Below are 25,302 nucleotides of genomic sequence, written 5' to 3'. Positions count from 1 at the left end.
CCTTAACGGCCACGCACTAATCGTGACATTTGGAGGGGTGATGGGAGTTAGAGAAGGGTTTTTGCCATGCTTTCTAATCGCGATTCTCGTTACGCTAAATCCAGTTGAAGCTGCCTCAGAGTGTGGCTTGAATAGCCAAGAAGCTAACCCCAGGCAACTTTGCGACAATCAAAGTGCGGATGAAGTGGCTCGGCAGAAAGAATATGCAGAATTTGAAGCTAGCTACTCAGCACTCGTGGCTAAAAAGAATACCCAGCGCCGCGCTGAAGACTTGGGAACGTTAAAAAATCTGACTGCTGATGAATTTTGCGTGACCTATGGCGAAGTCGTCAGGGGAGGCATGCCGAGATATTTGGTTGCTGAAGGGTATGCCGATGGCGAGCTACTTTTAATTCTGAAGAAACAAGCGAAATCTAGACGGCTACATTTTGACGATGCAGTTATCGAGCGTCGGACGCTTCGTATGGGCATGACCACGTGCGCTTTATACGCATCTTTGGGGCGTCCAATTGTCGAAAACAGAACTACGGGAAGCTGGGGAAGGCATATCCAGCATGTCTATGGAAAATATGACGAGTTTGTATATACCGACAATGGGCGTGTGTCAGGCTGGCAAGATTAGGCCGTAAGCACCCGGCTTACTGCTTTTGCCGTCCATGCGCCGTTGCGAGAAGTCGGAACGCTCATTGCGTTAAGGCGGGCGGCGATCTTATTCAAGCTCTCGCCACCGGCCTGCATCCTCTCAATCTCAGGGCGAACACGATCAGCGAAAGCACGGGCTGAGGCTGTCTTGGCTTCGCCAGCCTTGACGCGTGCATCGGCAAGGTTCGTCCGGTTGCCGAGCAATGCCCCGGCTTCTTTTTTGACCCGTAGTGCAGCTTTTGTCCGTTCTCCGATCATGCGGCGCTCTTTCTCACTCAGGGCCGCGAACAGGTGCAGGATAAACGGGTCGGTATCGACGCCAAGCTCCGCGACGATGAAGGGCACGCCACGTGCCATCAGGCCAGAGATAAACGCTACGTCACGGGACAGGCGATCCAGCTTGGCTACGATCACCGGGCAGCGCAGCTTACGTGCCTTCTCCAGTGCGCATGCAAGACCGGGGCGGGCTTCAACCGGCAGCTTGCCGCTGGCAACATCCTGAAACTCGGCAGCAACCTCGAAACCTTCGGACTCGCAGAAGCGGGCCAGCGTCGCGGCCTGACCTTCCAGACCCAAGCCGCTCCTCCCCTGTTCGCTGGTTGATACGCGGCGGTAAATGACGACTGGCTTCATGTTTTTCCCTTGCTGTGTCGCAGCTAAATGACCGTTTAGATGCGACACAGTATAGCGACGAATCTTATAGTTTGCAAATGATTCTAATTGGTTGTATAGTCTGCTTGTCGAAATTTGAAGGTTACGCGATGCCTACAGTTCAAAAGATGGTTCCCCTTGCTGGAGGTGGAAGGACGGGCATTAAGCTGGATGCTCCGACGTGGCAAGCGGTTGAGTGGCTGGCTGGCAATGCCGGGCAGTCGTGGCAGCAATGGTGCGCTGGCGTGATTGAACAGACGCCTGCTGACGAGAACGTCACCGCGTCAATCAGGGAAACGGTCATGAGCGGCCTTCTGGCTGAAACGATCAACGCGCAACGTGTTTCGCTCCACAGCATTGCCGACCATCACCCCTTGTTGCGTTATTCAGCCATACAGGACGATCAGGAAATTTCTGAGTTCATGCGTCTCGGCGAGGTATGGGGCACGGAAGATTTTGGGGGGTTCAAGGTTCATGCCGGTCGGGACGAAGCCGATCAGCCATGCCTGTGGATCGAGAACTGCATGAAGGGATGGCCGTCCCTGATGCTTGTGCAGGCAGCAGACGAATAAAGATCACGATTACTAACCCGACCGGGGCGGCGGTTCCGCCCCTTCATTTTCCAGGAGAAGCACCCATGAAGACACTGACGATGCAGCAGACCGCCGACTATCTCGAAGCTGCGATGATTGAGCATAGCTACGACACCGGCCATGCAGTGACCCATATTGGCACCAATGCAGCGGGTGCATCGTTTGTGCTGGTCAATGACTATACCGGCCAGACGATAGTTACCGAAGGCATGTAACAGGATCACCGGGAAATGTTCGCACTTTTCCCGGTCGTCTTGAATTGTCAGTCATGGGTGACTAACAAAAACAAAGCCGCCAGCGGGCAGAGACCACGAGGCGGTAACATCGAAAATGCACATGGACTATAGCCGCTTCCGTTTTCTTGCCGTCGTCGATTGGGTGGAACTAGAAGTCCATACCCTGAAAGCTACGCAGGGCAAGCATCTCAAGGCAGCGGGCACGTTTTCGCACGCACACGGCATCAATCCGCAGACCGGCGAAAAATATGATGAACGGGTCAAAAACACCACAACCACGCGCTTTGCCATCCGTATCCAAGCACCGGAACGCTTCGCTGCGATCACTGCAGCACTTGCCACCATCCGGGATCGTCTCGACCCATCCTATGCAATCGCGGTGCTTGGTATTGAAGTTGCGCTTGATGCCTATGCCGAGGAAGGTACCTCTCCCGACGAACTTGCCGAAATGACTGCGCACTTCCTGAAAGGTATCAATCTGGTCTCACCCGACCATCCTCGCGTCTATCGGCGGAAAGGGGAAACACGGGCTATCGGGTCACAACGGGAACTGATTTACGCGCTCGCGGATGGCTTTCAGATTGGCATCGGTAACGGTAATGGCGACCGCTTCCAGCATGGTTATTTGAAGAGTAAAGACAACAAGCAAGACCTTCCAGAAAATGAGCACCGGGCACGGATTGAGATACGGTTACAAGGTAACGCCAGCCCAGTGCGGACGCTTGATGACCTTGCCGGATTTGATTTTGCCAGCCTGAGCAACTACTTCCGCTTTCGCCAGTTTGATGATCCGCAAACTGAGCTTGAGCGTCTGATGGCAGAACGCCAGATATGTCTCGGCAATATTATGGACATTGATGGCAACCTTGCCGCTATTAACCGTAAAGGCGGTGGCACTCGCAAGAACAAGCGTGGAACAACTGCCGGCCCGCTGAACAACGTTGCACGGGTCCGGCTGCGGACGCTAACCAAACGCTGGCAGGCGCCAACCGGCCGTGGAAAGGCAAGGGACAAGAACACCTTCGCTTGCGGAAATCCGGACCGTCTTGAGTCGCAATGTTTGCTGGAAAACCAGCCCGGAATGGCATCCCTTCAACATCCCGAAAACCAGCGCCATTGCTGGGGAAATCAACTTCCAGAGACTACGCCGGAAGCCCAATCAATCTGCACCTCGCAAAATCGCTCTCTAAATACTTCTTACTCGCCTATCGCTCACCATCTCGCAGACCCCATCAAGGTACTTTGCGGTATCACCTCCCATATCGAGCTTCAATCTCTCATCAACGATCTCAATCAGCCTAGCCGCTCATCTCTCCCTGATCTGAGCGGAAACCCGGCAGACATATAAGGGATCAGGATATTCAACCTGATCCAGTGATTAAAATTTGATGTGAGCGAAAAACGTATGGACACACTGAACCCGTTTGGCACGGACTATCTGGACGACCCAAGTTGGCTGGATACAACCATGCCGGAAATGCCAGCACTTAGCCCTGAAGAGGAAGCAATGCTCGTCCTCGTACAGAAGGCAGCACAGAAACTGGTGGCAGAGAAGGCAAGTCAGCAGCCATCACGCCGGAAAAAGGAAGACCCGGCCAGCAGCCCGTCGCAGAAAATTACGATACGACTACCGAAATACTTGCTCGATCTGCTACGGGGCAAGGCTGCGCAATTTGGGATGCCTTATCAGACCTACATAAAAACAATACTTCAAGCGCACCCTTGAGAAGACACTAATCCAGATGCAAGAGAACACCGAGCTACCCTCGCAAGCGTCAATAAATTCCAAGCGCATGTGTAAAGGATAGGTTTGAGGCATATAATTCGCGGGGCAGCAAGGTACCTTGCTGCCCAGAATTCAGCTACGTTGGAGACCGTAATCTTGTCAGCGCAGAATAATCAGATCAGTCGTTTAGGCTCAATTCTCCAACTTCTAGAAGAAACGACAAGTCTAGGTGTTGTAACTGAATTCCTAAAGGTTAAAAAGCTCACGCATTCCGCATCAAGCTGGGATGATATGAGGAACAAACGGCTTCTGCCGGCAATTGCGTCACATTCGGTTTCTGAACAAGAGTTAATTGAATTGCTAAGGTCTGCAGAAGAATGCGGGCGCCAGCACGTATTCCTATTTCATTGCAGCAAAGATACCGCTGCCACACTGATGGAAAGGTCACGCGTCACAAGTGCTTTAGCACGTCAAAATCTACAAGATTTATTAACCACGCCAAGAGTGTTAGACCAACCAAGCGAACCAACAATAGCGGATGTACGTTGGATAACTGCTGGAATCGATACAGAACTGATCATAAAGATTATTGAAACAAGAGTTTCACAGCGGTTTGTTGAGGAAACTCGATTTGGCAATCAAATTTCTAGAAATTATGAAGAGATTCGGGAGCGATCTGTAAATGTAGTCCGCCTACATCGGAATGGACTATTAGAAATTCGTTTGGGATCACATTCAAATAGCACTCGTTATGCGAGTGACCTAGTATTAATGTGGCGGCGGATTGACTTCCTATTGTCCGAGTCTCATTTCACTCCGATTAGTCTTTTGCGCGCTAAAAATAAGTTATGGACTGACCGAGCCACCTTATCAAGAATAATTCGGTTTAGCGATCACACTCTGGTAAATGACAACGGGAACACGATACGTGCAGCAACAGGAACTGAGAATTGTGATTTGCTGTCAGATGACGGCGTGGTCAAGAGTTTAGAAGCCTTTCTCGACCACGATGCTTATTGCGACAGCTCAAACATTTGGTTCAAAAACGTAATACCCGGCCCGTCTAAAGAAATTCACGTATTACTATCTGGGGAGTTGAATGAGTTTGCGGTGCCGGCACACTGCAGCCCCGCCGATTATCAGTATGTCCTCGATCAACTTAGATTACTTAACACCTGAGTTCCCTGAGGAATCCGGGACGATCCAAAGGCTTGAAGGCTTCTTGGATAGTAAATCTCGTTCTAAAAATTCACAACAACTAGTATTTAGCCTCACACGCCTGTTTGATATAGCTATCCCATCATCTATGTTGGGATTCTCTGCCATCATAAATAGACTAGTCGAGACAGGGGTTCTGGTAAGAATTTTCCGTGTTGAATCAGAGTCTCGTGGAGGAATAGGAGACTTTGAAAGTATTCAGGCAATCCCATCGTCAATACATGACTGGCGTCGTGATATTGATGTGATTGTTAGTTCTGAAAATATTCGCCTCTACTACAAAATAAAAGACTCATCAATGCAATGAGCGATTTTATAAATACTGACAATCTACTTAATCAAGTTCTGTCTTTGCCAGCACAGAGCCAATTGGAATATCTCAAAGCCCAACTTGCTCTGATTAATGATCCCTTCGAACGCGAGAAAGTTGAAACGCTAGTTGTACTGGCCTTCACGCTTGGGCAAAGTAACACGTCGCAAAACCAGATCGTTATCCTAATTCATGGGATTAGAACAAACGCTGCATGGCAAGAGCGAGTTGCACAAGAGCTTAGTCAAACCAGCAACATTAAAGTATTCCCAGTAGGCTATGGATATTTTGATGCAATCAGATTTTGGTTTCCGTTTTACTTTCGAAACAAACCCATTGAGCGAGTTCTACGAGAAATTCGCGGCATTGTTGCCGCGAATAGAACGGCAAAGATTGCGGTAGTTGCTCATAGCTTTGGGACATATATAGTTTCACGTATCCTTGCAGAACAACCTGACATAATAATCAATCGTCTATTGTTATGTGGATCGATAATCAACGATGAATACCGTTGGGATTTGTTGCCCAAAATACCACCTTCCGTGCTTAATGATGTAGGTACAGACGATTTGTGGCCTGTAGCTGCAAAAGTATCAACTTGGGGATTTGGCTCTAGTGGAACATTCGGATTCAAAACCTACAATGTCCAAGACCGTTTTCACAAACTTGGACACAGTGACTTTTTCTCCCTAAACCATATTCGACAATATTGGCTACCTTACATTCTTTCTGGGCAAATTGTTAAGTCATCATGGGGTGCAGAAAGACCACCAGCATCTACAGCGGTTTCAGTTCTTTCTATTGCACCAGTAAAAACCTTAGCGTCAATAATAGTGGCTGCAATTGGATACGGAGGCTTCATACTGTATCGCTTCGCCTTCAACTAAATCCGGTTTCAACTCAGAAATTTATATTCCATATTCAGGTGGGTAACCTTAGGTAGAACCGACCGCATGGATGCCCACTGCGAGAAATTTTTTTCCTGCTATTGGGGTGAGTCTTATACATCAGCCCCAAGAATGCTAGGCTTGATCCCAAGCAGGTGTCCCAAACACCTGTAACAGTCCCAAACGAAGCGCATTGCTACTCGAAGGGACTCGCAGAGCTTCGCGGTTGCACTACTTGGTAAAAGTCTAGAAATATCAAGCCTCTTGAAAGCACGGACCATCGCCCTCATAATGGAAGCATGGTTGTAATTCCGGCAATCTGGAGGCGTTCTGGACAGGGGTTCGATTCCCCTCACCTCCACCCAAGGACATTCCGCTGAGTGTTTTTGGATGGGGGTGTACTGGTTTCGACAGGGCGGGCAAAGGTGCGCAGGCAACTCGTCAGGCGATCGACGTTAATGAAGCAAATCCATAATTGCCAATGATGAGCAATTCGCTATTGCCGCCTAAAAACGGTTAGCCGGGGCTGCTAGAGCCTTGTTACCAAAGATAGCCGGCGGGGACTTCGGTCCCCGTCGTCAATTCCGGATTCCGCTCAGCTCGGATAATCCGATGACCGGATAACGGCCAAGAACATTCCCTAAGTAGCTGCTGATTTATTCGGAAATGACATTCCCGCGCCCCGTCCCACCAGGGGACTTGCTTTGCGGCGCAGAAGTACCCTCGGGGTGCGTAGGCGGGAACCCAGAAAAATCAACGAACTGGATCCCCGCTTCGCCCGCCGCGAAGCGGAGTCCCGGGTGTGTCGAGGCCGCGGGGATGACGAATATTTCAGCGTCTCCCTAACTATCCAGCCTGAACACGATGGGCACGATGACCGAGGCCTCAATTGGCTCGTCGCCGCGCTTGGCCGGGATGAAGCGCCAGCGGGCCACGGCTTGCCGGGCGGCCTCGTCCAGTCGGTCGAAATTGCTGCTTTTTTCGAGGTCGACCGCGGCCGGTCGGCCTTCCGGCGTTACCCGCACCTTGAGCAGCACCTTGCCTTCTTCGCCAAGACGGCGGGAAAGCGGCGGGTACTCGGGGTGTGGATTGTGCAGGTAGGCGGCATCGAAGCGAGCGCTGGTGATGACAGCGATTTGCGGTGCGCTGCTGGGTGGCGCGGGTGGCGTGGCCGGAGAGGCCACGAGCGGTTCAGGCACCGTGAAGGCCGACGGGGCGCTTGCTTGCTGGGCTGGCATCGCGAGGAGCGGACGCGGTTGCGACACCGATTTTTCCCGGCGCGGCGTTCGTTGTTCGGTCGGCTTTTGCGGCATTGCCGGCGGCGTCAACTGAGGCGCGGATACGTTTTCCACCAGCTTGGCCATGAGGGGACTCAGCGGCCTGGCTTCGGGCCTGTCGAGGGCCAGGGTCAGCGGGTAACCGAGGGCTGCGAGGTGTAAGGCGATGGCGATCAGGAAGTAACGACCGCTATGCCGCCATTCCGATGGGGGGGGCAGGGAGGGGCGGAGACCGGCAGTCATCTGCGCATTATATCCGCGGGGCCTGTGACAATTTGCCACATCGGCCTCCCGGGGCGGAGTGCTTAGAATTCGCCCCTCGTTAAGTTTCTGTTTCTCAATGTATTTTTAACATGGATCAAGAACGCGTCGTGACTGCGCTTGTTTTGCCACCGCTGGATTGCCGGGAAAGAGCGCCATCGGCCGGCGAGCGTGTCGTCAATGCGGCTATCGTCGTTTTGCTCCATGTCCTTCTGGCCTACGCCATGCTGTACGTTTCGGTCAGAAATGAGTTGATTGAGTTGCCTTCGAGCATCAGTGCGCGCCTGCTGCCGATGATCGAAGAAAAGAAAGAGCCGGCCAAGCCACTACCGCCGCTACCCAAGCCGGTGCCGGTTCGCAAGCCGCCGGTCATTCAGCCGCAACCCGTTCTTGCCGTGGCCAGCCCGGCAGCGACGAGCAGTTTCACCGTCGCGCCGCAGCCGCCGGCACCGCCACCCCAGCCGGTCGTGGCGCCGCCAGCACCGGCTCCAGTGGCCGTGGTGGCCGCCCGTTTCGATGCCGATTACCTGCACAACCCGAAGCCGGTTTACCCGGCGCTTTCCCGACGCATGAGCGAGGAGGGCAAGGTCTTGCTGAAAGTCCGTGTCAGCGCGCAGGGGACGGCGCTCGATGTGGCGATTTCAAAATCGAGCGGCTTCCCGCGGCTCGATGCAGCGGCCGTCGAAGCCGTGACCCGCTGGCGCTTCGTGCCGGCGCGGCGCGGCGACGAGCCGGTTGATTCTTCGGTGGTCGTGCCGATCACCTTTGCGCTTGAGTAGGAAAGGAAAAGCATGCATTCGCAAATGGGCCTCGCCCACTTCTGGAGCCAGGGCGACCTGGTCACCCACATCACCGCCGCTATTCTGGCCATCCTGTCGCTGGCTTCTTGGTCGGTCATTCTCTCCAAGATGTTGTCGACCTGGCGCGCTTCGCGGTCGCAGGAGAAGGCGCTGGCCGGTTTCTGGGGCGCCAACTCCCTGCCCGAGGCGCTGGAAACCCTGCGTCGCGACGACCCATCCGGCATCTTCGCCGGCCTGGCCCTGACCGGCGCTCACGCCGCGCAGGCGCACCAGCAGAACGCCGCCCGCGGCATCGGGGCCGGCGTCAATGCCAGCGAATTCGTCACCCGCTCGATGCGCTCGCACATCGTCAATACCCAGGCCCGGATCGAAAGAGGCCTGACGTTTCTTGCTTCCGTCGGTTCGACCGCGCCCTTCATCGGGCTGTTCGGCACCGTCTGGGGCATCTACCACGCGCTGGTCGGGCTTTCCGGGGCGACGCAGGTCGTGCTCGACAAGGTCGCCGGCCCGGTTGGCGAGGCGCTGATCATGACGGCGGCCGGCTTGTTTGTGGCCATTCCCGCCGTGCTCGCCTACAACGCCTTTACCCGCGCCAACCGGCTGGTTGCCGTGCAACTCGACGGCTTCGCCCATGACCTGCACGCCTACCTGACGACCGGCGTGCGCGTTGGCGGCAACGTCAATCTGGTCGACATCGGCGCCGCCCGCGCCGGCCGGCAGGCCTGATCATGGCTTTCGGAAGCTTCGAGGAGGCTGGCGTCACCCAGCCGATGGCCGAAATCAACACGACGCCGCTGGTCGACGTGATGCTCGTGCTGCTGGTCATCTTCATCATCACCGCCCCGCTCTTTCATCAGGCGGTGCCGATCGACCTGCCGCAAGTCAGCGCCACCAAGCTCGATGACAAGCCGGAAGTGATCCAGCTTGCCATCGACATCGACGGCAAGATTTTCTGGAACGGCGAGGCGCTCGACCGGGCTACGCTCGATGCCCGCTTCGCCGCCGCCAGTGCCCGCCAGCCGGAACTGCACCTGCGTGCCGACCGCAAGGTGGCGTACGAAAAAGTCGCCGATGTGATGGCCGCTGCCCAGCGCGCCAGCATTGTGAAGATTGCTTTCCTGACTCAACCGAATCCCTGATCGAGCGAAGAAAAATGAATCTCCTACGCCTCAAACCGCTGACTCTGGCGATTGCCTCACTGCTTTCTTCCGGCACCTTGCTGGCCGCCGATGCCACTGACGACAACGCCAAGGAACTGGCTGAAATGACAGTTCGCCACAGCCGCCCAGCCACGGTCGTCCAGAATCCATCGCCGCAAGCCGAAGTAAGTGGCGAGCAGGCGCGCAACATGAACGTCGTCAACACCGAAGACATCGTCAAATACCTGCCCAGCCTGCAGATTCGCAAGCGCTATATCGGCGACCGCAACGCGATCATCGCCGCACGCACCACCGGCACGGTGCAGAGCGCCCGCTCGCTGGTCTACGCCGACGGCCTGCTGCTCTCCAATCTGCTCGGCAACAGCTATGCCTATCCGGCGCGCTGGAACCTGGTCGGCAGCGAAGAAATCGACACGGTCAACGTGCTCTACGGGCCGTTTTCTGCCCTGCTTCCCGGCAATTCGGCCGGAGCCACCATCCTGATGACGACGCGGCGGCCGGAGAATGTCGAGGCGCACGCGCGAGTCCAAGCATTTTCCCAGCCCTACAAGCTTTACGGTACCGACATGACGGCCTATGGCCATCAGGAGCAAGCCAGCGGTGGTTTCCGCGTTGGCGGCCTGACGGTTTCGCTGATGGCCAATCACCTCGACAGTCGTGCCCAGCCGATGAGCTTTGCCACCGCCACGCGGGCGACTAGCGGCGCAGGTAGCGTGCCTTACTCGGGTTATACCGTCGACAAGGATCCTTCCGGCGTACAGCGCGTCATCGTCGGCGCCACCAGCATCGACCACACCGTGCAGGATGTCGGGAAAATTCGCCTGGCTTACGACTTCGGGCCGGAAAGCCGGCTGGCCTTCACGTTTGGGGAATGGCGCAACGACTCGACGACCCGGGCGGAGAGCTACCTGAAGAATGCGGCCGGGCAAACGGTTACTTCAGCTACCGGCACCAGTGCCATTCTGGTGAACGGCCAGCGTTATACGGTGGCCGCATCGACCTTCGCACCGGGCAATAGCGAGACGGTCAACCGGCTTTACGGCCTGACTTTCGATAGCAGGCTGGCTGACGATTGGCGACTGGAAAGCGCTTTTTCACTCTACGAAACCCCAACCGATATTGCCCGTGCCGCCTCCAGTCCCACAGCGACCGGCGGTAGCGTTGCCTTTTCTGATGGTACCGGTTGGAACAATGCCGACCTGCGCCTGATCTGGAAGCCGAGCGGCGGCAAGGCTGGGCACACGGTGACGGCTGGCCTGCATCATGACGCCTACAACTACGACTACGAAAAATACAACTCGACCAGTTGGGTTAACGAAAGCAGCAAGACGGCGCTGACCAACCGTAATCATGGCCGCACGAAGACCCAGGCGTTGTTCATTCAGGACGAGTGGAAACTGGCGCCCAAGTGGAGTTTGACTGCCGGCGTGCGCCATGAGCAATGGGAGGCGACACAAGGCCTGATTTACACGACGACTCTGGGCAACAACAGTTTCAGCGACCGCGAGGCCAGCGGTACGTCGCCGAAACTCAGTCTCGCCTGGCAAGCGACGGCGGACTGGAATTTGCGTGCCTCTTTGGGCAAGGCCTATCGCTTCCCGACGGTAACCGAGCTCTATCAGACCGAGAAGAATGAAACGACGGGAGCCTTCCGTATCAGCGACCCCAACCTGAAACCGGAAAAAATCTTCGCCAAGGATTTGACGGCCGAAGGCGCGGTCGGTGGCGGCGTTCTGCGCCTCTCGCTGTTCGAGGAAATCGTGCGCGATGCCCTCTATAGCTTTACCGACTACAGCTTGGTAACGCGCAACCAGAATATCGACAAGCTGCGCGTGCGCGGGGCAGAAGTCGCCTATGTGGCGCCGGAAGTGATGCGTGGCCTCGATCTGACGGCCAGCCTGACCTATGCCCGTTCCAAAGTGCTGGAGAACCAACTCAATCCGGCCAGTGTTGGCAAATGGGTGATTCGGGTGCCGGACTGGCGCGCTTCCCTGCTGGCGGTCTATCGCTTTAATGACCAGGTGAGCGGCTCGCTCGGCTACAAGTACAGCGGCAAGCAATACAACAATGCCGACAACTCCGATCAATGGCCGGATACCTATGGTGGGAACAGTTCCTTCTCGACCTTCGATGCCAAGTTGTCCTACCGCTTTGCCAAGGGGATGACTGCCGCCTTCGGGGTCGATAACCTGACCAACGAGAAGTACTACGCTTTCCACCCCTACCCGCAACGTACTTTCCATGGCGAGATTCGTGTTGACTACTAAGCTACTCGCCGCGGTCAGCGGTGCACTGATGCTCGCGCTCGTCGCACCGGGAGCTTCGGCGGCCGACGCCATGCCCGGCATGGCCAAGGCGGCCAAGCAGGAACTGGGCGCCTCGGCGGCTTTTGCCCCTGACGGCAGCCTGCTGGTTGCAACCAAACAGGGCGAGCACGTCATGCTTTACCGCAGTAATGACGACGGCAAGACCTGGTCGGCACCAACGGCGGTTAACGCACAACCCGAGCAAATTTCTGCCGATGGTGAAAACCGTCCGAAAATAGCCTTCGCGGCTGATGGCGGCTTGCTGGTGGCCTGGACCCGCCCGCTCGGCAAGCCCTACAGCGGCGCCATCCGGCTGGCCCGCGCCGACGATGGGCAGCGTTTTTCCGCCCCGCTCACGGTGCACAAGGATCCAGCCGAAATCACCCACCGTTTCGAGTCCCTGCTCACAACGCCGGACAACAAGGTGATCCTGGCCTGGATCGACAAGCGCGACCTCGAGGCCGCCAAATCCGGCAAAAAACCTTATCGGGGGGCGGCGATATACGCCGCGTTGTCGACCGACGGCGGCCGCAGTTTCCAGCCCGAATACAAACTGGCTGACCACTCCTGCGAATGCTGCCGGGTGACCAGTGCGCTCGACCGCGATGGTGCGCCGCTCTTCATGTGGCGCCACGTCTTCGAACCGAACGAGCGCGATCATGCGCTGGCCCGACTGAAGCCGGATGGCCAGGTGGAAAGCGTGCAGCGGGCTACTTTCGATCGCTGGAAGGTCGATGGCTGCCCGCATCATGGCCCTTCTTTGGTGGTCGATGAGCAGGGCATGCGCCACGCGGTCTGGTTCAATCAGAAAGATGGCGCCGGCCGCGTCTTCTACGGTCAATTGGTTCCCGGCGCCGAAGTTCGAGTCGAAGGCCAGCGGCAGGTTGGCGGCGCCCGTGCAGCGCATGCCGACATGGCTGCAGCGGGGGGCAAGCTGGCCATTGCCTGGAAGGAATTCGACGGCGAGCGGACGCAATTGCGTGCCCAGGTTTCATCCGATAGCGGCAAGAGCTTCACTGAAATTGCCCTGGCGGCAACCGATGCGGCCTCGGATCAGGCACGGGTCATCCGTCGGCACGACAAGCTCTTCGTCTTCTGGCGAACTGAAAAAGAAGGTTTCCGCCTCTTCCCGCTGCCATGATTCGCCGCTTACTCCCTCTTGTTTTCCTGATCGCGGCGGGGCCGCTGGCTGCCGCCGATTTCGTGCCGCTCGACCGTGTCGCAGCGCAGCGCCTGCTCAGCGCCGATAGCCACAAGCAGCCGACCGTCGTCACCTTGTGGTCATCCGACTGCAATTACTGCAAGGCAAATCTGAAGTTGTTTTCCCGCTTGGTCAAAAGCAACAAAAAGCTGCGCGTGATTACCGTGGCGGCTGAGCCGGAAACCGCTCAACTCTGGCCGATGCTCAGCCGCTACGCGCTGGCCGGGCCGCGCTACGCTTACGGTAATGACAATCCGGAAGCGATTGCCTACGCCATTGATCCCGCTTGGGGCGGCGAGTTGCCGCGCACCTTTCTGTTCGATGGTGCGGGGCGGAAGGAAAAACTGTCTGGCGTGGTCTCGACCGAAGTGGTCGAGAAAGCGACCGGTCTTCGCTTCTGACGGCTAGGTCTAGGCGGCAAGCACCAGATTGGTCTGGAAACTGCGCGTGGCATGAACCCCCTCGATCCGGACGGGCGTCAGTACCTTGGTGCGTTCCAGCACCTTGATGATGCGCGAGATCGTTTCGAAGCGCAGGTCGGTGATATCGGCGATGTCCTGGCGGGTGGGCAGGACGACCCGCCCGGCGCCGTCCGAGAGCAGACGAATCAGGCTGAGAACGCGGTTGGCTGCCTGTCCGCCGCGCAGCGCCACCAGGTCGGCAGCGCGCTGCTGGGCATTGGCCAGCGAGGCAAGCAGCGATGTGCTGTCGATGGCTGTGGCACCCTCCGGCCATGGCGTCAGGCGGCAATGGGTCAGCGCGGTGGCGCGGAAGGTATAGCAGCCGAAGAGCAGGGTTTCGCAACCGAGAATGTCGCCGGCGATGGCCAGGCTGGCGAAGGTGGCATTGCCGTCGCTGGCGATGGTGTCGAAACGAACCAAGCCGGTGCAGAGTCGCCAGGCTTTTCCCTTGCTGCCCACTGCATAGAGCTGAGTACCAGGGGTGGCGTCGTAAAGCGACGGCTCGCGGGGATTCGGATGATTGCGCATGGCGTTGCCCTCACTTGGCATGGAAAAACCCCGGCACCGGGCCGGGGTTGTACGGGGAGCGAGGTGCGGTTTAGAACTTGACGTTCACGCCCGCATAGATCGAACGGCCCATACCGGGGACGACGATGCCATAGGCCGGCGAATAAGTTCCGGTAGCGCTCATCGTTGTGCCTTGGCCGGTATAGGCACCGCCCAGCGGCAGGTAGTAGAAGCGGTCGAACAGGTTTTCGATGCCGAAGTCGACACGCACGTTTTTCCACGTGTAGCTGGTGCGCAGATGGGTAAGGCTGTAGCCGGCGGTGTGGACTTCGTTACGGACCGAGGAGGTGTCGTTCTTGCCAGTGACGCCAACCAGTTCCAGCGCATTGCTCCAGCTGCCGTACTGGTGGGTCAGTGCCACCTTGCCGTTGAGCGGCATGATGTTGTACAGGTTGCCGCCCGTGTCACGGTTTTCACCCTTGGTGTAGTTCATCAAACCGCGCAGGCCGAATTCACCCATGCTGGTCTTGGCCAGCGGCATGCGACCGGAGAGGTCGAGGCCGTAGAGGCGGGCAGACTGGTTGGCGTATTTGAGAACGACAAACTGGTTGTTGGTGTTTGCGAATGCAGTCAGACGGGTGGCATCAATAAAATCGTCAACATGGGTGTAAAACGGTGTCGCTTTCAATTCCCAGTTTCGGTCTGCAGCATGCCAGTCGAAGGTGAGGGAGGCGGTGTAGGCCTTTTCCGGCTTCAGGTCCATGTTGCCGACGTAGCCATTGCCATCGCCGACGAAGTTGTTCATCAACGCGGCCATGGTCGAGGTCGACCAGGTGTAGCGCTCGTACAGGTTGGGCGAACGCACCTTGCGGGCCAGGCCGAACTCGATGTCGGACATGTTGTTCGCCGTATACCGGGCGAGGGCGCTCAGGTCGACATTGTTGTCGGTACGCTTGTGGTCACGATTGTTGAAGGCGTTAGCATCGGTAGCGTAGCTGCTGCTGTAGCCTTGAATGTCACCTGCATCACTTTCAACCCGTTCGTAACGTGCGCCGAGCAAGGTTGTCCATTGCTTGCCAATACGGCGTTCCCATTCGGCAAAAATACCCAGGCGGTCACGTTTGCCATCCTTGATGTTGTCGAAGGTGTTCGGGTACATGCCGCCACCGGAGGCCGGCCACCAGTCGTTGAGCGTGTAATGCTGGTAAAGCGCACCGATGCGCAGCAGGTCGTTGGTGCCCAGGTCAACATCGGCCTTCAGGTTGACGCCCGTCGTTTTGCTGCTTGAGTACATCGGCATGCCTGCGGCACAGCCTCCCATGCCACCCGTGATCGGTGAGCAGGGGGTGCCGTTGAGTGAGTTCGATCCGCCCGACATGCCGCTGTACCAATACCGCTTGTCTGCCCCGAAATCCATGAAGTGATCGACGGTCTCATGGTAGGCGCGGATATCGAACATGCCCCAGTCGTACTGGCCAAGGTAGTGCAGGTTGATGCGTTTCTGCTCGTTGTCCAACATGTCCATCCGTTGGTTGGGGTAGAGCTGATAGGGGACGTCCTGATAGCCGAATTTGGCCTCGACCAGATGATTGCCGCCACGTACGGCAAAGCCGAGGGTGTGGGTACGGCTTTCGTAAGCCGTCGAGCCGACTTCGTCGAGGGCCAGCGTATGCCCAATGCGGCCGGTCGTTGTCCAAGTCTTGAAATCGCCGCCAGCCGTGTAATTTTCAGCCTTGGTCATGGCGCCGGTGTAGCTGACGCTGATGTTTTCAGTAGCCAGGGTGGCTGAAAGGTTGCCGCCCTGAGCCTTGTTGTTGCTTTGGAAGAAGGCGCCGACCTCACCCTTGGCCAGCGTTCCCTGGCCCGGCGCAGCGAATTGCGGGGTAGCCGTCTCGGCAACGATGGCGCCGCCGATACTGTCACCGCCGACGCTGACCGGTGCAATGCCTGCGAAGACTTTGATCTTGGCGACGTTGGTCGGATCCAGGTAGGAGAGCGGCGGGTTCATGTGGTTGGGGCAGGAGGCGATGAAGTCCATGCCGTCGACGGTAATGCGCAGGCGGTCATCAGCCAGGCCGTGGATGACGGGTAGGCTGGAAACACCACCGGCACCATAGAGGCTGACACCGGGAACGTCGCGCAACAAGGCTGCGGTATCGCGGGTAATGGCGTGTTGGGCGGCAATCTCGGCAGCGCCGATTTGCTGCGGCGTGGCTGCGTCACGGATTTTTCCAGCACTTACCACGACCTCGTTGAGGGTCGTTTGCGCTTGGGCCTGTTGCCAGGAAATGGTCGAAAACGCGACAGCCATTGCAGCGGCCAACGGGCGGATGCGGTACCCCATGAAACTCTCCCTGAATTATTGGTATTTAAGCGGGTCCTGATTTTCCGGGGATTGGCCTATTTGCGGAATGCGACAAATTGCCGCGCGACAATTTGTCTAGTTCCAAAGTAGGGGGTGTGGGCATAGGATTTTGCCGATTCCGCATCGTTTGAGCTGCAGGCAGATTTGTCCCATGACGGCCATCGAGGGCGGAAAGCTTATTTTTGGAGAGTCGCCATGCCCCGTCTGATATGCCAATTTTGTCTTGCCATGTGTTTTTCGCTGGGCAGTCTTTCTGCGCTGGCGGGAAGCCCCGATGATGAGCTGCGTCAGGCGGCCATGCTGCACAGGGGCGGTGAAACGAGCCGGGCTGTCTCGATCTGGAAGGATTTGGCCGCCAAGGGAAATGTCGATGCGGCGTACAACCTGGCGGTGATCCATCAGCATGGCGATGGCGTACGGCTGGACTACACAACGGCCATGCAGTGGTACCGGCAGGCGGCTGAGCAGGGCGACAAGGTGTCGCAGCTCCAGATTGGCCTGATGTACCAGATCGGTCAGGGGGTTGCGCCGGATGAGGCGGAAGCCCATCGCTGGTTCACCCTGCATCGCAGACACCACCTGCACCATGAGCATGAACCGAAGCTGGTCGCCTGGCGCCAGCAGGCTTTGGCCTTGATCGAGGAGCGCGATCGGCGTGAGCAACTGGCTGCCTCGCACACCACTTCGAGCCAGGTGCTGGCTGAACTCAGGCGTCGGGCCGGGCTGGTCGGCGAGCGGCTGACGGCCACGGCGGCACTGGAGGCGGCGACCGCCATCCGCTGACTGGCCGCCCGGCCTTTGATCCGGCCGGAATCAAGCGCTCAGCCGCTCCCCCGCCGCGAGCGGGGAATCAGCTATTCAGCTTCTCCAGTGCTTCGCGCAGCTTGGTCGGCTCATCGAGGCGCAGCATCTTGCGGACGTTGGGGGCGAGTTCGTTGACCTCGGCCTTCAGCACGCGGTTCTTTACCTTCAGGATCTGCGACGGATGCATCGAGAAAATGCGCAGGCCCATGCCGAGCAGCAGGCGGGTGAGGTCCGGGTCGCCGGCCATTTCGCCGCAGACGGAAACCGGAATGCCGACTTTCTCGGCGCTAGCCAGCGTATGGGCGATCAGCATCAGCACGGCCGGGTGCAGCGGGTCGTAGAGGCCGGCCACCTGTTCGTCGGAACGGTCGATGGCCAGCGTGTACTGGATCAGGTCGTTGGTACCGATCGACAGGAAATCGAGCCGGCGCAGGAAGAGGCCGATGGCCAGTGCGGCGGCGGGAATCTCGATCATGCCGCCGACTTCGATGTTCTCGTCGAAGGCGGCTTTTTCGCCGCGCAGGCTGGATTTGGCCTGTTCGAGGGCGGCCAGCGTCTGGTCGATTTCATGGGCGTGCGCCAGCATCGGGATCAGCAGCTTGATCGGGCCGTGCTTCGAGGCGCGCAGGATGGCCCGCAGCTGGATCTGGAACATCCGCGGCTCGGCCAGCGACAGGCGAATGGCCCGCCGGCCCAGGGCCGGGTTGGTCTTGACCCGGTCGCCGGCCGAGTTGTCCGGGCGCAGATCCTTGTCGGCGCCAAGGTCGAAGGTACGGATGGTGACCGGTCGCCCGGCCATGCCCTTGACCACTTTTTTATAGGCTTCGTACTGCTCCTGCTCGTCCGGCATGTCGCCGCGGTCGAGGAAGAGGAATTCGGTACGGAACAGGCCGATGCCCTCGGCGCCGGACTCCAGCGCGACCGGGACGTCATTCGGCAGTTCGATATTGGCAAACAGCTGCACTGAAACGCCATCGATCGTTTCCGATTTGGCGGTTTTAAGGCGCTTGAGCTTGGTTTTCTCAAGCTCGATCTGTTCCTTGCGCAGCTGGTATTCGTCGAGCACCCGCTGATCGGGATTGACGATGACGACGCCGCGCAGGCCATCGACGATCAGCTGCTCGCCGTCGCGGATCAGGCCGCGGGCGTTTTCCAGGCCGAGCACGGCCGGGATCGCCATGGAACGGGCGAGGATGGAGGTGTGCGAGGTGGCGCCGCCGACATCGGTAATGAAGGCGGCGAAGCGGTGTTCCTTGAAGGCGATGGTGTCGGCCGGCGACAGGTCGTGGGCGACGACGATCAGCGCCTCTTCCTTGGAGCGCTTGGCCGTTTTCAGGGCGTTGCGGCTGCGGTGACCAAGCAGTTCCTTGACGACGCGCTCGACGACCTGCACGACATCGAATTTCCGCTCGCGCAGGTAGGGGTCGTCGAACTGTTCGAATTGCCCGACCAGCTGCTCCATCTGCTGGACCAGCGCCCATTCGGCGTTGCAGCGGCGCTCGCGGATGATGTCGCGCGGTTTGACGGCCAGTTCCGGGTCTTCGAGGAACATGGTGTGGATGTCGATGAAGGCATTGAGCTCGGCCGGGGCGTGCTCAGTGTTCTCCTTCATCAGGATCAGCTCTTCCTTGACGGCATTGACCGCCTTGTCGAAGCGCTCGATTTCCTTGTCGACCATCCGCGGCGCCAGGGTCAGGTGCGAGACCTCAAGCGTCGCGTGCGACATCAGCATGGCCCGCCCGATGGCGATACCGCCGGAAACTCCCAGACCGTGCAGTGTGAAACTCATGACTCGGCCTTTCGCAGAGCCGCCTCAAGGAAGGCCGACGCCCCCTCGGGGGGCTGCGAGCCAGGCGAGCGTGGGGGTCGATTCATTTATTCCCCCTCGCCAAAATAGTCGGCGATCAGCGCCAGCAAGGCTTCCATGGCCTCGGCTTCATCGGCGCCATTGGTTTCCAGCGTCACCTTCGAGCCCTTGCCGGCGGCCAGCATCATCACGCCCATGATGCTCTTGGCGTTGATGCGGCGCGTGCCCTTGCTCATCCAGACTTCGCACTTGTACTTGCCGGCGAGCTGGGTCAGTTTGGCGGAAGCGCGGGCATGCAGGCCCAGCTTGTTGATGATTTCGGTTTCTTGGGTAAGCATGTTTTTAATGGTCCGACATGTTGAGGATGCCGTCACGGCCGCCATCGCGGGCTCGAACAAGCAGGGTATCCATGCCTTTGTCGCGATAGGTCAGCGCGCGCATCAGCATCGGCAGATTGACGCCGGTCAGTCCTTCGACGTGGCCGGGTTCGAGCAATTTCAGGGCAAGGTTGGATGGCGAGGCGCCGAAAATATCGGTCAGCACCAGCACGCCCTTGCCGTGATCGACCAGATCGAGCATCTCACGCGCCAACGGCAGCAGGTCCAGCGGGTCATCCTGGGCGGAGACGCCAAGCTGGTTCAACTGCGGCGGCCGCTTGTTCAGCACATGGCAGGCATTCTGAATGAGTGCCTCGCCGTAGCTACCGTGGGTGATGAGCAGAATCCCGATCATGCCGGGGATTCTACTCCGAAGCGTTTTACCTGCGGCTGACGATCAATATTCCAACGACAACCAGCGCCGCACCGGCCATCTGCGCCGCTGAGACGGCTTCGTCGAGCAGCCACCAGCCGAAGCCTATGGTCAGCATCGGGCCGACCATGCCGAACAGCGAAGCCTGCCCGGCGCCGATCCGCCGAATGGCCGCCGACTGGGCAAAGACCGGCACGATGGTGGCAAAGATCGCCATCGCCAGCCCCCAGCCGTAGACCGGCAGCGGCTGGATGAAGGCCGAGAACGGCTGCACGGCCATGAAATGCAGCAAGGTGACGGCCGACGAGACCAGCATGGCCAGCGCCGAAAAGCGCATCGCGCCGAGCCGGGCGATCATCGGCGCGCTGCCGGACAGGTAGAGCGCATACGAAACGCTGGAGCCGAAGACCAGGGCGCCGCCGATCAGCACGCTGCGGGTATCGCCCAGGCCAAGGTCGTGGATGAACGCGAAGCCGATGCCCGAGTAGCACAGCGCCACCGCGATGCCCTCGCGCCGGGTGAAGGGCTTGCCCTGGAAGAGCACGCCGATCAGGAGGGTCAGCGTCGGGTAGGTGAACAGAATCAGGCGTTCCAGGCCGGCCGAAATGTATTCCAGCCCCCAGAAATCGAGAATACTGGCGCCGTAATAGCCAAGGCAGCCGAGGGTGACCAGTCGGCCCCAATCGCCGCGCGACAGGCTGGCCCCCGCCTTCTGCCCGGCCAGCCCGACCCACAGGAAAACCGGCAGCGCAAAGCCCATGCGCAAGGCGAGCAGGGTGATGGCATCGACGCCGTACGGATAGGCCAGCTTGACGAAAATCGCCTTCAGCGAAAAGCCGAGAGCCGCCAGCAGTGCCAGACTTGCCCCGTAAGCGTTCGATTTATCCAAAGTTGTTCTCTAGTTGGTTATGCCGGAATCGATTAAAAGGCAGACTGGAAGGGAGGGCAATTGGTATTATTCAAACCAAGCATTCGTTATGGACGAAACCATGCGCTACGATCTTCCCGACCTGCGGCTGGTCGCCGCCATCGCCGATTCCGGCAGCCTGACCCGGGCGGCTGAACTGGTGCATCTCGCCCCCTCCTCGGCCAGCCATCGGCTGACGCAGCTCGAAGCCGCCCTTGGCATCCCGCTCTTCTCACGCCATGCCCGCGGCCTGAATCCGACCCCGGCCGGCGAATCGCTGCTCCGCCACGCCCGGCAAGTCTTCGCCCAACTCGAACAGATGCACGCCGACCTGGCCCCCTACGCCAGCGGCCTGCACAGCCAGGTCACCGTCTTCGCCAACACCAACGCCATCAACTGTTTCTTGCCCGAAGACCTCGGCGATTTCCTGCGTGAACACCCGCGCGTCCGCGTCAGCCTCGAAGAACAGCCCAGCCCGGCAATCATCCAGGCCGTCGCGGCCGGCCAGGTGGAAATCGGTGTCGTCGCCTCGGAAGTCGGGCTGACCGGGGTCGAAACCCGGCCCTACCGGCAGGACAGGCTGGTCCTCATCGTCGCCCCCGGCCATCCGCTGGCCGAAAAAAGCGAACTGGCCTTCGCCGACGTGCTGGCCGAGCCCTTCGTTTGCCTGCACGCCGGCAGCGCCATCCACACCTTCATGATGAACCACGCCGCGAGGCTCGGCGGCCGGCTCGACGTCCGCATCCAGGTCCGCAGCTTCAGCGCCGTCTGCCGCATGGTAGCGGCCGGCGTCGGCATCGGCATGGTGCCGCGTTCCGCCGCTACCGATGGCGTAAAAACGATAGAAATCACCGACTCATGGGCGCCGCGTGACCTGCAGCTATGCATCCGCTCGCGGGCCGCACTCAGCCAGGCTGCTGCGGCCCTCTTCGACCATCTGGCCGGCAAGGGCAGTCACGTGTAAAGGCCTTATCGCCCTGCCCTGGACACCAGCGGAAATGTATCCGGTTGGTCTCCCCCTGTTTTGCTGCTGCGACCGATCGGTGAGATAGCTCGAAAATCTACAGAGACCGACCATCAAGATGAATGACCGCCAGCGCCGAGAGATCGACGTCCTCAAGACAACGCGCATTCACCGCCGCCATGCGGTTCCCGGCCGGGTCCGTGCCCTCGCCAAACGGATGGATGCCGCACTTCGGGCAGAAGTGATGCTTGATCGACTGCTTGCCGAAGCTGTAGGTCGCCAGGTTGCTCTCCGGCGTCAGCAGGCGCAACGTGTCGCGCGGCACGAACCAGTGCAGCGAGCCCATGCGCGAACAGATGGAGCAATTGCAATCCATGACCTTGGCCAGTTCGCCTTCCACCTCGAAAGCGATTTGCCCGCAGTGACAACTGCCTTTGTAGATCATGCCGGTTCTCCTTGCGTGATGAATTTGGGGGGCGAAAAGGGTTACTGGGGAATTTCCGGTTCAACCAGCGCCGCCAGCTGACTCAGCGATTCCTGCTAGCCGAGATAGCACATCTCGACCGGAATCGCGTCCGGAATGTTCTCCTGGACGATATTGAGCTCGGTGCCACATAAGACCGGCGTCATCGAAATGCTCACCTGCAAGACGCCCGGCAGATTGGGGTCGTCGAACTGGTCGGTGTAGCGCAGCAGCTTGTCGGGAACGAGTTCGAGATACTCGCCACTGAAGGTATGCGCTTGCTGCGTCGTGAAGTTGGTGAAAGACATCCGGAAAGTCCCGCCCACCCGCGCCTCCATGTGGTGAACCGTGCAGGTGAAACCATGGGGCGGCAACCACTTGCTCATCGCTTCGGGGGTCGTAAAGGCGCGATACACGCGCTCGGCCGGGGCTTTCAAGACGCGGTGAAGGCGAACGGTTCCTGGCATGGTGCTGTGCTCCAGTGAGGGGTAGGCGTTCGACGCGTTATTTGGCGGGAGGTTCGCCGTTATTCCCGCTTGGCGACGTAGCGGCCGCTGACCCAGCGTTGCGCCGTCGGATGGATGCGGTACCAACCGTTACGCACCTCGTAGATCGCCAGCAGCGCGCCATTGGCCACAGCACCGAGTTGGGTGCCATCGACGCCAGGCGTGTCGCGGATACGAAGCGAGGGGGTATTGACCTCGCCCTGGAACAGGGCCTGCGGCGGCGCGGGTGGATTGGCCGCCGCGCCCATCGCAGCGGCGATCAGCGGGAGAAAGTCGGCCTGGGCGGCAGCCACGCTGTTGCCGCCAAAGAACGCGGTGCCCGGGCAAGACTTGGTGTTGCCGCTGCCGTTGGTACGTTGTCCGGAATTCAGATCCCACCAGTGGTGATAGACCACATGATCGGTGTCGCAAGGCAGGCCAAAACGCATCAGCAGCCGTGCGTTAACCGCCACGATAGCCTTGCGCTGGGCCTCGCTCATGACGTCCCCGCCCAGATTAAAGTTACCCAGATTCTCGATGCACAGGCCATTTCGATTAGCCCCCTTGATGCCGGCCGGAATCGTGTTGAAGCTGCGGCACAAAACAACGTCACCATCCGGGAATATCGTCAGGTTCTGGGCGATCTCAGCAAATCCCCGCTCCAGATGGGAGCGCTCCATGCTTTCACACAGGGCGATGTGGTTATTGCCCTTGAAATGGGCATAAGCCGGGATATAGGTGTGGTGGTTCTGGATGACGCCGATCTGCCGGTCGAACCGATTGGCATTGAGCCAGCCGGTGAATTCGACAAGCGACATGCGGACGAACTTTCCCTTCTTTTCCATGGCGTTCTCCTGTTGGTAAGAGATGCATCATTGGTGTAATGACTGACAATGATGGTTGGCCCGGTATTGTTTTAAGGACTGGAGCGGCTTGCTAACAATAGGGGGCTTTCCCTAATGGCACTACCTTAAGCAAATTCGTATTTCAAACAACGAGATAGAAATGGGCTGACGAACTCGAAGCGTTACGATGCGGGTGTCGAATCCGTGCCACATAACGCTAGAGGGTCAGCCCAAATGGATGATATCAAGCGGCGGCGAATTGCAGGACAGGTCAAACGCTTTTGCGGGCGATTTGCCCAAGGACCGGGCGCTGCGTTGGGGCAAGTCATTCCGCAGCAAAGCCTGACGCAGTGGATCAATGAAGCAGCGGAAAACCGTCGTGAGCGCGTCTATGGCCCGCTGCAAACCCTGATTCTCTTTATCGAGCAAGTGCTGGGGGCAGATCAAAGCTGCCAAGACGCCGTAGCCCGAGGGGTCAGTCAGCGGGTGGCGCTAGGGCAGTCGCCGTGCAGTCTGAACAACGGTCCCTACTGCAAGGCGCGGGCACGACTGGCGCTGAACCTGGTTGAGCGGCTTGGTCGAGAAGTCGGAGAACGGCTGAACGTGGCTCAGCCCGATGCCTGGCGCTGGCGCGGTCGGGAGGTCAAGCTCATCGACGGCACGACGGTTTCCATGCCCGACACCCCGGCGAACCAGTCCGAGTTTCCCCAGAGCAAAATCCAGAAAGCAGGTCTGGGCTTTCCGCTGGCGCGCCTGGTGGCGATCATCTCCTTATCCTGCGGCGCGGTGCTGGAATGGGCTACTGGACCTTGCGAGGGCAAACGAACCGGAGAGACATCACTGCTCTGGCAATTGACCCCTCACTTTCGATCAGGCGATATCGCCATCGCCGACCGCTATTTCTCCGGTTATTTCATGCTGGCCTGGCTGATCCGGCACGGGGTGGATGTGGTTGTGCGGCAGCACCAACTGCGGCATACCGACTTTCGCCGAGGGCGGCGGCTGGGATCAAAGGATCACGTTGTCGCCTGGGTGCGTCCGCAACGTCCCGCCTGGATGGATGCCGCAACCTTTGCTGCGATGCCTGAAAGCCTGCTCTTGCGGGAAGCCCGCGTCGGTGGCTTGACCTTGGTGACGAGCCTCATCGAGGCAGGGCAAGTCAGCAAGAAAGAACTGCTGGTTCTCTATCATGCTCGCTGGCAGGTGGAACTGGACTTGCGTTCGATCAAGACCGTGATGCAGATGGGGGTGCTGCGCTGCAAAAGTCCGGAAATGGTCAAAAAGGAAATTGCCGTGCACCTGCTGGCCTACAACCTGGTCCGTGCGGTAATGGCTCAGGCGGCCCTCCTTGGTCATGTTCTACCCCGTCAGTTGAGCTTCAAGGCAACCCTGCAACTGGTCCGCGCTTTCGAGGAAAACCTGCGCCATGCACCCCGAGGACGGCTGGCACCACGCCGCGCTTATCTCCTCGCCGGGGTCTCTCGATTGCGACTGCCAAACCGGCCAGGCCGGGTCGAACCCCGCGCCGTCAAGCGACGAGCCAAACCGCAATCACTCCTCACTCAACCCCGCCATATCCTCAAGGCTGCACTCATGAAACAACAACAGATGCTTCATGACGAAGCATTAAGGTAGTGCCATTGGGGGCTTTCCCCAATTGTTTTAGTTGGCGGCGC

General features: G+C 58.6%; 28 protein-coding genes and 1 other RNA gene. 18 read left to right on the top strand and 11 right to left on the bottom strand.

What is annotated here, in order from left to right; genetic code table 11:
• Positions 1 to 40 precede the first annotated feature (40 nt).
• Entirely contained in the window at positions 41 to 622 is a 582-nt protein-coding gene (locus tag KI617_RS19675; RefSeq protein WP_226449246.1) for a hypothetical protein, read from the top strand.
• On the opposite strand, the gene KI617_RS19670 is transcribed toward KI617_RS19675, so the two are convergent.
• A complete protein-coding gene (locus KI617_RS19670) occupies positions 619 to 1,275 on the bottom strand; it encodes a recombinase family protein (RefSeq protein ID WP_226449244.1) in 657 nt (218 codons plus the stop codon). The genes KI617_RS19675 and KI617_RS19670 overlap by 4 nt on opposite strands.
• Positions 1,276 to 1,379: 104 nt before the next feature.
• Here KI617_RS19670 and KI617_RS19665 point away from each other — a divergent pair, with 104 nt between their 5' ends.
• The 8 genes from KI617_RS19665 (at position 1,380) to ssrA (ending at position 6,844) form a co-directional block, all read left to right on the top strand.
• Entirely contained in the window at positions 1,380 to 1,865 is a 486-nt protein-coding gene (locus KI617_RS19665) for a hypothetical protein (protein ID WP_226449242.1), read from the top strand.
• A 65-nt stretch (positions 1,866 to 1,930) separates the two neighbouring features.
• Positions 1,931 to 2,101, top strand: coding sequence for a hypothetical protein (locus tag KI617_RS19660; RefSeq protein WP_226449240.1), 171 nt, complete (start codon positions 1,931 to 1,933; stop codon positions 2,099 to 2,101).
• 121 nt (positions 2,102 to 2,222) lie between these two features.
• Positions 2,223 to 3,470: a hypothetical protein gene (locus KI617_RS19655; protein ID WP_226449238.1), complete on the top strand. Its 1,248-nt coding sequence runs from the start codon at positions 2,223 to 2,225 to the stop codon at positions 3,468 to 3,470.
• A gap of 57 nt (positions 3,471 to 3,527) precedes the next feature.
• Complete coding sequence (locus KI617_RS19650; RefSeq protein WP_226449237.1) at positions 3,528 to 3,848, top strand: CopG family antitoxin; 321 nt, start codon at positions 3,528 to 3,530, stop codon at positions 3,846 to 3,848.
• A gap of 156 nt (positions 3,849 to 4,004) precedes the next feature.
• The gene (locus KI617_RS19645) at positions 4,005 to 5,027 is read left to right on the top strand and encodes a hypothetical protein (protein ID WP_226449236.1); all 1,023 of its coding nucleotides are present in this window, start codon (positions 4,005 to 4,007) and stop codon (positions 5,025 to 5,027) included.
• Positions 4,993 to 5,373, top strand: a complete 381-nt coding sequence (locus KI617_RS19640; RefSeq protein ID WP_226449235.1) for a hypothetical protein — start codon at positions 4,993 to 4,995, stop codon at positions 5,371 to 5,373. Before KI617_RS19645 ends, KI617_RS19640 begins: the two co-directional genes overlap by 35 nt.
• Entirely contained in the window at positions 5,370 to 6,263 is an 894-nt protein-coding gene (locus tag KI617_RS19635; protein ID WP_226449234.1) for an alpha/beta hydrolase, read from the top strand. Before KI617_RS19640 ends, KI617_RS19635 begins: the two co-directional genes overlap by 4 nt.
• A 250-nt stretch (positions 6,264 to 6,513) precedes the next feature.
• Positions 6,514 to 6,844: a transfer-messenger RNA gene (gene ssrA / locus KI617_RS19630) on the top strand.
• Positions 6,845 to 7,105: 261 nt separating this feature from the next.
• On the opposite strand, the gene KI617_RS19625 is transcribed toward ssrA, so the two are convergent.
• Entirely contained in the window at positions 7,106 to 7,783 is a 678-nt protein-coding gene (locus KI617_RS19625) for an energy transducer TonB (protein ID WP_226449233.1), read from the bottom strand.
• A 110-nt stretch (positions 7,784 to 7,893) separates the two neighbouring features.
• On the opposite strand from KI617_RS19625, the gene KI617_RS19620 reads away from it, so the two are divergent.
• The 6 genes from KI617_RS19620 to KI617_RS19595 are packed head-to-tail and all read left to right on the top strand — an operon-like array spanning position 7,894 to position 13,669.
• Positions 7,894 to 8,580 carry an energy transducer TonB gene (locus KI617_RS19620; protein WP_226449232.1) on the top strand — a complete coding sequence of 229 codons (687 nt, stop codon included), beginning with the start codon at positions 7,894 to 7,896 and terminating at the stop codon, positions 8,578 to 8,580.
• Positions 8,581 to 8,592: 12 nt separating this feature from the next.
• Positions 8,593 to 9,327, top strand: coding sequence for a MotA/TolQ/ExbB proton channel family protein (locus tag KI617_RS20430; RefSeq protein WP_319004130.1), 735 nt, complete (start codon positions 8,593 to 8,595; stop codon positions 9,325 to 9,327).
• Between the two features lie 2 nt (positions 9,328 to 9,329).
• Positions 9,330 to 9,740 (top strand): ExbD/TolR family protein, encoded by a 411-nt coding sequence (locus KI617_RS19610; protein ID WP_226449231.1) that lies wholly within the window; start codon positions 9,330 to 9,332, stop codon positions 9,738 to 9,740.
• Positions 9,741 to 9,754: 14 nt separating this feature from the next.
• Entirely contained in the window at positions 9,755 to 12,028 is a 2,274-nt protein-coding gene (locus tag KI617_RS19605; protein ID WP_226449230.1) for a TonB-dependent receptor, read from the top strand.
• Positions 12,015 to 13,208: an exo-alpha-sialidase gene (locus KI617_RS19600; RefSeq protein ID WP_226449229.1), complete on the top strand. Its 1,194-nt coding sequence runs from the start codon at positions 12,015 to 12,017 to the stop codon at positions 13,206 to 13,208. The genes KI617_RS19605 and KI617_RS19600 overlap by 14 nt, the downstream gene beginning before the upstream one ends.
• Positions 13,205 to 13,669, top strand: a complete 465-nt coding sequence (locus tag KI617_RS19595) for a TlpA family protein disulfide reductase (RefSeq protein WP_226449228.1) — start codon at positions 13,205 to 13,207, stop codon at positions 13,667 to 13,669. Before KI617_RS19600 ends, KI617_RS19595 begins: the two co-directional genes overlap by 4 nt.
• A gap of 9 nt (positions 13,670 to 13,678) precedes the next feature.
• On the opposite strand, the gene KI617_RS19590 is transcribed toward KI617_RS19595, so the two are convergent.
• Positions 13,679 to 14,278 carry a Crp/Fnr family transcriptional regulator gene (locus tag KI617_RS19590; protein ID WP_226449226.1) on the bottom strand — a complete coding sequence of 200 codons (600 nt, stop codon included), beginning with the start codon at positions 14,276 to 14,278 and terminating at the stop codon, positions 13,679 to 13,681.
• Positions 14,279 to 14,327: 49 nt separating this feature from the next.
• Positions 14,328 to 16,580 (bottom strand): TonB-dependent receptor plug domain-containing protein, encoded by a 2,253-nt coding sequence (locus KI617_RS19585; protein ID WP_226449224.1) that lies wholly within the window; start codon positions 16,578 to 16,580, stop codon positions 14,328 to 14,330.
• A gap of 216 nt (positions 16,581 to 16,796) precedes the next feature.
• Here KI617_RS19585 and KI617_RS19580 point away from each other — a divergent pair, with 216 nt between their 5' ends.
• Positions 16,797 to 17,384: a tetratricopeptide repeat protein gene (locus KI617_RS19580; RefSeq protein ID WP_226449222.1), complete on the top strand. Its 588-nt coding sequence runs from the start codon at positions 16,797 to 16,799 to the stop codon at positions 17,382 to 17,384.
• Positions 17,385 to 17,451: 67 nt separating this feature from the next.
• Here KI617_RS19580 and ptsP read toward each other — a convergent pair whose 3' ends face one another.
• The 4 genes from ptsP to KI617_RS19560 all read right to left on the bottom strand — a co-directional run bounded on the left by ptsP (position 17,452) and on the right by KI617_RS19560 (position 20,851).
• A complete protein-coding gene (ptsP, locus tag KI617_RS19575) occupies positions 17,452 to 19,194 on the bottom strand; it encodes a phosphoenolpyruvate--protein phosphotransferase (RefSeq protein ID WP_226449220.1) in 1,743 nt (580 codons plus the stop codon).
• An 86-nt stretch (positions 19,195 to 19,280) separates the two neighbouring features.
• Positions 19,281 to 19,550, bottom strand: coding sequence for an HPr family phosphocarrier protein (locus KI617_RS19570; protein WP_226449218.1), 270 nt, complete (start codon positions 19,548 to 19,550; stop codon positions 19,281 to 19,283).
• 4 nt (positions 19,551 to 19,554) lie between these two features.
• Positions 19,555 to 19,944, bottom strand: coding sequence for a PTS sugar transporter subunit IIA (locus KI617_RS19565; RefSeq protein WP_226449216.1), 390 nt, complete (start codon positions 19,942 to 19,944; stop codon positions 19,555 to 19,557).
• A 25-nt stretch (positions 19,945 to 19,969) separates the two neighbouring features.
• On the bottom strand, positions 19,970 to 20,851 hold the full coding sequence (locus KI617_RS19560) for a DMT family transporter (protein WP_226449214.1): 882 nt from the start codon (positions 20,849 to 20,851) through the stop codon (positions 19,970 to 19,972).
• Positions 20,852 to 20,939: 88 nt separating this feature from the next.
• Here KI617_RS19560 and KI617_RS19555 point away from each other — a divergent pair, with 88 nt between their 5' ends.
• On the top strand, positions 20,940 to 21,833 hold the full coding sequence (locus KI617_RS19555; protein WP_226449212.1) for a LysR family transcriptional regulator: 894 nt from the start codon (positions 20,940 to 20,942) through the stop codon (positions 21,831 to 21,833).
• Positions 21,834 to 21,930: 97 nt separating this feature from the next.
• Here the strand turns inward: KI617_RS19555 and KI617_RS19550 are convergent, their stop codons facing one another.
• The 3 genes from KI617_RS19550 to KI617_RS19540 all read right to left on the bottom strand — a co-directional run bounded on the left by KI617_RS19550 (position 21,931) and on the right by KI617_RS19540 (position 23,626).
• A complete protein-coding gene (locus KI617_RS19550; RefSeq protein WP_226449210.1) occupies positions 21,931 to 22,278 on the bottom strand; it encodes a GFA family protein in 348 nt (115 codons plus the stop codon).
• Between the two features lie 95 nt (positions 22,279 to 22,373).
• Positions 22,374 to 22,763, bottom strand: coding sequence for an SRPBCC family protein (locus KI617_RS19545; protein ID WP_226449208.1), 390 nt, complete (start codon positions 22,761 to 22,763; stop codon positions 22,374 to 22,376).
• Between the two features lie 59 nt (positions 22,764 to 22,822).
• Positions 22,823 to 23,626: an N-acetylmuramoyl-L-alanine amidase gene (locus KI617_RS19540; protein WP_226449206.1), complete on the bottom strand. Its 804-nt coding sequence runs from the start codon at positions 23,624 to 23,626 to the stop codon at positions 22,823 to 22,825.
• A 234-nt stretch (positions 23,627 to 23,860) separates the two neighbouring features.
• Between KI617_RS19540 and KI617_RS19535 the strand changes: the two genes are divergently transcribed.
• Positions 23,861 to 25,261, top strand: coding sequence for an IS4 family transposase (locus tag KI617_RS19535; RefSeq protein ID WP_226449205.1), 1,401 nt, complete (start codon positions 23,861 to 23,863; stop codon positions 25,259 to 25,261).
• The last annotated feature ends 41 nt before the right edge of the window (positions 25,262 to 25,302 follow it).

Origin of the sequence: Ferribacterium limneticum (genome assembly GCF_020510625.1) — a bacterium.
Taxonomy (GTDB): domain Bacteria; phylum Pseudomonadota; class Gammaproteobacteria; order Burkholderiales; family Rhodocyclaceae; genus Azonexus; species Azonexus limneticus_A.
The sequence above is the reverse complement of the archived record's forward strand: the minus strand, read 5'-3'. Positions and strand labels throughout refer to the sequence as shown.